This window comes from Halapricum sp. CBA1109 (assembly GCF_009741825.1).
Classification (GTDB): domain Archaea; phylum Halobacteriota; class Halobacteria; order Halobacteriales; family Haloarculaceae; genus Halapricum.
This window is the reverse complement of sequence record NZ_WPCA01000128.1, coordinates 1-7,705: the sequence shown is the minus strand read 5'-3', so window position 1 is coordinate 7,705 and position 7,705 is coordinate 1. Positions and strand designations below refer to the sequence as shown.

7 protein-coding genes and 4 pseudogenes are annotated in these 7,705 nt (G+C 66.8%); 9 read left to right on the top strand and 2 right to left on the bottom strand.

Features of this window, described 5'->3' with window-relative positions:
* The 3 genes and pseudogenes from GJ629_RS12640 to GJ629_RS12630 form a co-directional block, all read left to right on the top strand.
* Positions 1 to 639 (top strand): annotated as a pseudogene (locus tag GJ629_RS12640) (ski2-type helicase); the annotation flags it as partial.
* Positions 639 to 1,136, top strand: coding sequence for a KEOPS complex subunit Cgi121 (gene cgi121 / locus GJ629_RS12635; RefSeq protein ID WP_157513373.1), 498 nt, complete (start codon positions 639 to 641; stop codon positions 1,134 to 1,136). The pseudogene GJ629_RS12640 and the gene cgi121, both read left to right, overlap by 1 nt.
* Positions 1,137 to 1,176: 40 nt before the next feature.
* Positions 1,177 to 2,046, top strand: a complete 870-nt coding sequence (locus tag GJ629_RS12630) for an alpha/beta fold hydrolase (protein ID WP_157513372.1) — start codon at positions 1,177 to 1,179, stop codon at positions 2,044 to 2,046.
* Here the strand turns inward: GJ629_RS12630 and GJ629_RS18070 are convergent.
* A pseudogene (locus tag GJ629_RS18070) lies at positions 2,043 to 2,638 on the bottom strand (MaoC family dehydratase). The gene GJ629_RS12630 and the pseudogene GJ629_RS18070 overlap by 4 nt on opposite strands.
* 176 nt (positions 2,639 to 2,814) lie before the next feature.
* Between GJ629_RS18070 and GJ629_RS12620 the strand changes: the two are divergent.
* From GJ629_RS12620 to GJ629_RS17640, 6 genes and pseudogenes are all read left to right on the top strand, one after another.
* Entirely contained in the window at positions 2,815 to 3,129 is a 315-nt protein-coding gene (locus GJ629_RS12620) for an AbrB/MazE/SpoVT family DNA-binding domain-containing protein (RefSeq protein ID WP_157513371.1), read from the top strand.
* Positions 3,122 to 3,682: a hypothetical protein gene (locus tag GJ629_RS12615; RefSeq protein WP_157513370.1), complete on the top strand. Its 561-nt coding sequence runs from the start codon at positions 3,122 to 3,124 to the stop codon at positions 3,680 to 3,682. The genes GJ629_RS12620 and GJ629_RS12615 overlap by 8 nt, the downstream gene beginning before the upstream one ends.
* Before the next feature lie 40 nt (positions 3,683 to 3,722).
* Positions 3,723 to 4,268, top strand: coding sequence for a poly(R)-hydroxyalkanoic acid synthase subunit PhaE (locus tag GJ629_RS12610; RefSeq protein ID WP_157513369.1), 546 nt, complete (start codon positions 3,723 to 3,725; stop codon positions 4,266 to 4,268).
* A 7-nt stretch (positions 4,269 to 4,275) separates the two neighbouring features.
* Positions 4,276 to 5,648: pseudogene (gene phaC, locus GJ629_RS12605) on the top strand (class III poly(R)-hydroxyalkanoic acid synthase subunit PhaC).
* A gap of 82 nt (positions 5,649 to 5,730) precedes the next feature.
* Positions 5,731 to 6,171 (top strand): TIGR00725 family protein, encoded by a 441-nt coding sequence (locus tag GJ629_RS12600; protein ID WP_157513368.1) that lies wholly within the window; start codon positions 5,731 to 5,733, stop codon positions 6,169 to 6,171.
* A gap of 41 nt (positions 6,172 to 6,212) precedes the next feature.
* Positions 6,213 to 6,335: a hypothetical protein gene (locus GJ629_RS17640; protein WP_255475235.1), complete on the top strand. Its 123-nt coding sequence runs from the start codon at positions 6,213 to 6,215 to the stop codon at positions 6,333 to 6,335.
* Between the two features lie 40 nt (positions 6,336 to 6,375).
* Here the strand turns inward: GJ629_RS17640 and GJ629_RS12595 are convergent.
* A pseudogene (locus tag GJ629_RS12595) lies at positions 6,376 to 7,705 on the bottom strand (hypothetical protein); the annotation flags it as partial.

Genomic DNA, 7,705 nt, shown 5'->3' with positions numbered 1-7,705 from the left:
CGGATATGTACGAGTTGTACCTCCGCAGCGGCGACGGACGAGGAGTACACGATGGTGGCCCACGAGCGCGAGTCGGAGTTCCTCGGGGCGATGCCCAGCGAGTTCGAGGACAACCGCTTCGAGGACTGGCTGTCGGCGCTGAAGACGGCCCGCTTGCTGGAGGACTGGGCGAGCGAAGTCGAGGAAGACGAGATAACCGACCGCTACGACGTGGGCCCGGGCGACATCCGCGGGAAGGTCGAGACGGCGTCGTGGCTGTTGGGCGCGGCCGAATCGCTGGCGGGCGAACGAGGCAGCGAGTGGACGGCCGCCATCAGGGAGGCCCGAACGCGGGTCGAACACGGCGTCCGCGAGGAACTGGTCGACCTCGCGGGCGTCCGCGGGGTCGGGCGCAAGCGTGCGCGACGACTGTTCGACGCCGGTATCGAGGACCGGTCCGCCCTCCGCAACGCCGAGAAGTCGGTCGTGTTGGGCGCGCTCCGGGGCCGGGAGGCGACCGCCGAGTCCGTCCTGGAGAACGTCGGCCACCGCGACCCGTCGATGGAGGACGTGGAACCGGACGCCGACGCCGCGCCGACGGTCGAGGACGGGGACGACGGCGAGACTGTCGAGGACCAGTCGAGTCTGGGTGATTTCTGATGGAGGTCGTCGAGTGCCATATTACCGTCGAAGGTATCGAGGATTTCGTGGCGGATCTGGGCGCTATCGGCGAGGAGTACGGCGTCGCGGTACAGGCCATCGACGCGCGGTACGTCGTCGACGAGACGCACCTCCGTCGGGCGGTCGAGTTGGCCGACCGGGCGTTCGATCGCGGGGAGGCCATCGCCCGCGAGCGGAGCGTCGAGATACTGCTGTTCGCCGCCGGGACGAGACAGATAGACCGGGCGCTGGAACTCGGCGTCGAGGCGGGCGAGCACCCGGCGGTGGTCGTCGTGGCGGGCGAGGGCGACGAGGCGGCGGCCGCCGCGGCGGTCAGAGCCCTCGATTCGGTGTCGCCGGCGGCGACGCTCGGCGACTACGATGGGGCGCGCGTCCGGTCGTGGTTCGACGTCGGCGAGGCGGAACTGGCCGCGACCGACGCGGGACTGGCGGAACTGGTCCACGAGCGAGTGGCGCTGTTGACCGTCGAGCGGTGAGAGCCGGAAGCGTCATACACCGCCGGCCGATACCGGGGGTATGAACGACCCCGAGTCGCGGCGGACGACGGTCACAGTCGACGGAGCGGGGGTCGGGGTGCGGTATCTACGGGCCGGGTCCGGCCCGCCAGTCGTGTTGGTCCACGGCATCGGCATCGACGCCGCATCGGTCTCTTGGCGACACGTCCTCCCGGTGCTGGCCGAAGAGCGAACGGTGTACGCGCTCGACCTCCCGGGACACGGCGAGAGCGACAAACCTCGGCGACGGTACACGACGGCGTACTTCGAGTCGGTGTTAGAGGCGTTTCTCGACGCCGAAGGGCTCACGGGCGCGCCGCTGGTCGGCGTCTCGATGGGCGGGGCAGTCGTACTGGGGCAGGCACTCTCGGAGACGCCGCCAGAGCGCATCGCGCTGATAGACAGTTACGGCCTCGGCGGAGATGCCTACTGGCGGGCGCCGGCGAGCGCGGCGCTGTGGACGCCGGGGCTCGGACAGTATCTGTTCAGCGGCGTCGGCGGGTCCCGAGCGGCCGTCCGGTCGAGTCTGGCCGGTCTGACCGGGAGTCCGCCGGACGACGCGTTCGTCGACGACGTCTACGAGGCGGTGAGGGACCCGCCCGTCCGGCGGACGATGCGGCGCTGGCAGCGAAGCGAGTTCCGGCCGACGGGCCTGCGGACGGATTACAGCGACCGACTCGGCGAGATAGACGTGCCGACGCTGCTGGTCCACGGGGCCGAGGACCCCCTGTTGCCGCCGGCGTGGTCCCGCCGGGCACACGAGGCGCTTCCGGCGAGTGCGTTGCACGTCCTCGATGGGTGTGGCCACTGGCCACCGAGGGAACAGCCGCAGGTAGTGACAGAACTGTTGACGGCGTTTCTCGCGGGCGAGCGCGGACCGGCGAGCGACTAGTCGGGACGCTCGTCGATGAGGACGACGGCCTCGCCGTCGATGACGACCTCGTCGTCGGTGTAGACGGTCGTCGTCAGCCGGTACTGGTTACGTCCGAGGTCCTCGACGACTTCGCACTCGGCGGTGGCGCGGTCGCCGATGCGGACCGGGGCGTGGAACTCCAGGTCCTGTGAGAGGTAGATGGTTAGTCCCGGCAAGCGGGCCAGCGCCGCGCTGATGAGGCCGCCGACGAGCGTCCCGTGGGCGATACGACCCTTGAAGCGGGTCTGGGCGGCGAACTCCTCGTCGAGGTGTAGCGGGTTCGTGTCGCCGCTGGAGGCGGCGAAGCGTTTCACGTCGGCGTCCGAGACGGTTTTCGAGAACTCGACGGCGTCGCCGACGGCGAGTTCGCCCTCGGTTTCGGTGTCGAGTCGCACCTCCCACGTCGGGAACTCCTCCTCGCGGCGACTTCCGGGCCCTCGTCGTCCGGGCCGCTCTCGACGCCGAAGGCGGCGAAGGCGGCGCGGTTGGCTTCGAGTACACTGTTGACGACGTGTGACGACGTCTGCGTCCACGTGTTCAGAAAGTCGCTGCCGGTCGATCTCGAACTCATTGGGAACCGTCTATGGCCTACCTGTATTAAAATATGGTGTTATTCGATACGGTGTACCACGATAGGAGAGACCACACACCACGGAAAAGTTGGAACCATTCGATGGTATTGGATGGTACTGGATGGTATTCAACGCAACACTTATACAGTTCGTCGGCGTATGTGTACTCGAACGGATGACGGAGAACAACGGCGGGCTGGGTCCGATGTGGCCACCCGCGATGTGGACGGAGATGCAGGAGGCCGGCGAGGAGGCCGTCGAACAACAGCAGCAGATGATGCAGCAGTTGTTCACGGGCTCGGCCGGCAGTATGGATATGAGCAGCCTCGGCGCGATGCGCCAGTTGGCGACGTTCAAGACCCGCGTCCAGAGTGGGGGTCGGATCTCGATTCCCGACGCCGAGCGGGAAGCCCTCGACATCGAAGAGGGCGACATCGTCCAGGCCGTCGTTCTCCCCGTCAAACGCAACAGAGATGATACCAATGAGTGACGCATACACCACCCCGGTCACGACCGCATTCGAACTGCAGCGCCGCACCATCGAACAGAGCCAGCAGGCCGTCCACCAGAGCCTGGAGTTCCAGAAGAACGTCAATCAGGCCGTCGTGGACAGCCTCGACAGCCAGGAGTCGGCCCAGCGCCGCGGTGTCGAGCTGAGCCAGACGCTGATCCACAGCTACCTCGACGCCGTCGAGTCGAGCGTCCCCGGCGCTGCGGGCTCGGTCGACGAGCTCCGCGCCACCGTCGACGAGCAGGTCGAGTTCCTGCTCGAGAACCACGAGGAGGCCTTCGACACCCTCGAAGGCGAGTTCGCCGAGGGCGTCGACGCCTACGACGAGCTCTCCGAGGACTACGTCGAAGCGCTGGACGAGCAGGTCGAGATGCTCGTCGAGGCCCACGAGGAGCTGGAGGGCCAGTCCGTCGAGGCCGTCGAGCAGATGGCCGACCAGATGGAGGAGCTCCAGGACCAGGTCGAGGAAGTCCAGGAGCAGGTCCAGGAAGTCCAGGAGCAGGCCGCCGACGCCGTCGACGTCGAGGCGTAAACACCGCCGTTTTTTCTTCGGGCAGCACCCAGATACTACTATGAGTGACACAAACGACGTACAGGAGGAGTGGAGCCGGATGGTCGAACAGATGAACGACGCGGTCGCGGATTCGGTCGAGCAGAACATGGAGGCACAGGCGGCCTTCATGGAGTCCTGGGCCGACGCCGTCGAGGACTCGGTCCCCGAGGAGGACACCATCAGCGAGGGCTTTCAGGGGTACAACCGCGCCTACGAGGTGTGGATGGACGCCGCCGAGCGGATGTTCGAGCGCTCTAGCGAGGCCGCCGCCGGCGAGGATATCGACCCCTCGGAGTTCCGCGACATCTGGCTCCAGTCGGCCAACGAGGCCTTCAAGGAGGTTATGAGCACCTCGGCGTTCGCCGCCGCCAACGGCCAGCTCGTCGAGTCGATGCTGGAGATGCGACAGGAGGCCGACGAAATCGGGCAGGACACCATCGCCCAACTCGGGTTCCCGACGCGGGACGACATGGACGAGGTCGCCGAGCGTATCGTCGAACTGGAGCGCCGCCAGCACGACATCGAGCAGAAGCTCGACCGCATCCTCGACGCCGTAGAGGAGTGATCCCGCTATGATCAACCCGCTGAGCGCGGCCATCGATATGCAGCGCGAGAGCATCGAGGCGATGACCGACGCCACGAACAAGGCGACCATCGCCGACGACCGGATGGAGACCCTCGAAAGCGTCGAGGTCGGCGAGACCCCGAGCGAGGTCGTCTACACCGAGAACAAGCTGGAACTGCTCCACTACAAGCCCGAGGAAGCGGGCATCGAAGTGGCCGAGGAGGACAGAGAAGAGGTGCCGATCCTGATCATCTACGCGCTGATCAACCGGCCGTACATCCTCGACCTCCAGCCCGAACGCTCCGTCGTCCGCCGCCTGCTTGAGGCCGGCCACGACGTCTACATGATCGACTGGAACGAGCCCTCGCGGCTGGACCAGCACCTCACGCTCGATGACTACGTCAACCGCTACATCCACAACTGCGTCGAGGAGGTCGCCGACCGGTCGGGCCAGGAGTCGATCAACGTGCTGGGCTACTGTATGGGCGGGACGATGTCGACGATGTACGCCTCGCTGTACCCCGAGAAGATCAACGCCTTGGCGCTGATGGCCGCGGGCCTGTGTTTCGACAAGACCGGCGGCATCCTCGAGACGTGGGGCGACGACGACTTCTACGACCCCGAGGTCGTCACCGAGACGTTCGGCAACATGCCCGCCGACATGCTCGACGTGGGTTTCGCGCTGATGGACCCCGTCAACAACTACGTCAGCAAGTACATCCGGCTGTACGACAACCTCGAAGACGAGACTTCGTCGAGAACTTCGCCCGGATGGAGAAGTGGCTCGGCGACGGCGTCGACGTCGCCGGCGAGGCCTACAAGCAGTTCCTCGAGGACATCTATCAGGACAACAAGCTGTACAAAAACGAACTGGAACTGGACGGCCAGCGCGTCGACATCGACAATCTGGAGATGCCCATCCTCCAGATCCTCGGCGAGTACGACCACCTCATCCCGCCGGGAGCCTCCAAGCCGTTCAACGAGGTCGTCCCGAGCGACGACGTCCGGACCATCGAGTACGCGACCGGCCACATCGGCCTGTCGGTGTCCTCTTCCTCCCACGAGAACGTCTGGCCCGAAGTGTGTGAGTGGTACGCAGAGCGCAACGGCGACCACGCCGTCGACATCGAGGTCGACGGCACCGACGACGTCGAGGAATCCGCGGAAGACGAGGCCATCGAGGCCGAGGAACCGCCGGAAGCGGACGAGAGTCCCGACGTCGAGAGCGTCGCCGGCATCGGCCCGACCTACGCCGAGCGTCTGCGCGAGGCCGGCATCGAGACGGTCGCCGATCTCGCCGCCGCCGACGTGGGCACCGTCGCCGAGGCCGCACAGGCCTCGCCCGGCCGCGTCGAGGACTGGTTCGAACAGATAGAGTAGCGGCCCGCGCGTCACTCGTTTTTTGGCTGTCGACACGAAGCCGCGGCGCTGCGTTCTTCTTTCCCCCCGCCGAAGCCACCCTATGCGCGTCAGTGTCATCGGCGGGTCCAGCGTGGACGACGAGCAGTACGAACTGGCCCGGGAAGTGGGGGAACTGCTGGGCGAACACGGCCACGACATCGTCTGTGGCGGTTACGGCGGCGTCATGGAGGCCGTCTGTCGGGGCGGCCGGGACGCCGGCGCACACACCATCGGTATCCTCGCTGGCGCGGACCGCAGCGAGGCCAACGAGTTCGTCGAGACGGTCGTGGCGACGGGGATGGGCAACGCCCGGAACGCCTTGGTGGCGCTGAACGGCGACGCGGCCATCGCTATCGACGGATCGACGGGCACGCTCTCGGAGATAGCGCTCGCGCTGGACCGGGGGATTCCGGTGGCGGGCCTCCAGACCTACGATGTCGAGGGTGTCGCGACGTTCGAGGAGCCGCTCGCGGCCGTCGAGTACGTCGACAGAGAGCTGTAGTCCAGCGGTGGCTACTTGGGGGTCGCCGCACAACGACCGGTATGGTCGTCGACCCCGATCAAGCGGTCCCGCTGGAGGACGACGGCGAGGACGACGAGGAGCGCGGCTGGTGGGCGAAGATCAAATCGTACTACCGCAAGCTGTTCTCACAGGCGCGATACTGAACCGACCGGCGGGATCAGGCGAAACCGACGGTGTCGAGGCTCACGACAGCCAGTCGACGAACTCGCCCTCGATCAGGGTCTGTTCCTGTTCGCGGACGTACTGTGACTGCATCCCCCAGATGGCCTCCGCCAGCGGGACCCCCTCCTGGACGCGGCGGCGGACGTAGCCGTACTTCCAGCGGGCGGGCGTGATGCGGCGGTCGACCCGTTCCCGCAGCGGTCGGATGTACCGCCGGGCCTCCTCCGTCGAGAGGCCGCGCAACTCCAGGCCGTCCCGGGCGTGCTCGAACAGCATCCCGTATATCTCGTCGATGTCGGTCGTCTCGCCCTCGCCGGTGATCCACGTCATCTCGGCGTCTAGCCCCTCCCGCATCGCGGCGTAGAAGTTGTCCTTCGCCGTCTCCCAGTCGAGGTCACGGACGGGGTGTTCCCGCCGGGGAAGGCTCTCCATCAGTCCGGCGAAGACGGCCTGAAACGCGACGGCGTCCCGGACCGTCGGCTGGGCCGGGAGCGGGCGGAACTCGATTCGGGCGTTGGCCTGCGAGCGGGTCGCGCCGTCGAAGACAGGCCGGACCCACCGCCAAAAGGAGCCGTGTTTGTGCCGGAAGTGCGCGAAGCGGTCGTCGAAGCGCTGGCCGCGGGTCACCTTCTCGGGGACGATCATGTGGTCCTCGGCGACGGCGTCGATGGCGTCCTCGACGGACGCGAAGTCCGGCGGGAAACACACTTTCTGGGGGTAGCTGTCGTCCTCGGCGTTGAGTACCGACTCGAAGATGGCGATGCGGTGTTCCATCCACGCGTCGGAGACGACCGTCGCGTCCGGGACATCGTCGTACAGATCCGGCGGGAGAAACGGGGAGTTGACGCCCATCGCGAGCAGCGGACCGGCGACCCGCAGCGCGTAGGCGAAATACTCCGGGAGGTCCGGCGCGTGGGGAATCTGGACGTGCGGTTGGATGGAGGTGATGAGGCTCTCGGGCATCACCGTCTCGGCCTCGAGCGAGACGTTGGGCACGTCGATAGTCATCCCCGAGGGGTACTCGGAGTTAGCCATCGCGTGGTAGCGCGTCGAGTCGGACATGTTGGTGGCGATGCGGATGCCGTCCTCCTCGACGTAGTCGGTGAGGTACTCCCGGGCTGACTCGCCGGTCGGCGGGACAGTCCAGAGGCCGTCCGAGACCAGCCTGATGTTCTCGGTGCGGGTCCGCTCGGTGGCGGGGAGGAGGTTGGCCTGTAGCTCCTGCTCCTGTGCGGAGAGGCCGTAGGAGTTCAGCGGTTGCGGGCTGGTCTGCATCTCGGCGTTGTGCAGCCCCTAGTTCCTTCTCGAAGCCGACTGCGCTCGAGCAGCGGGCGGGGGACTCGCGATCGGG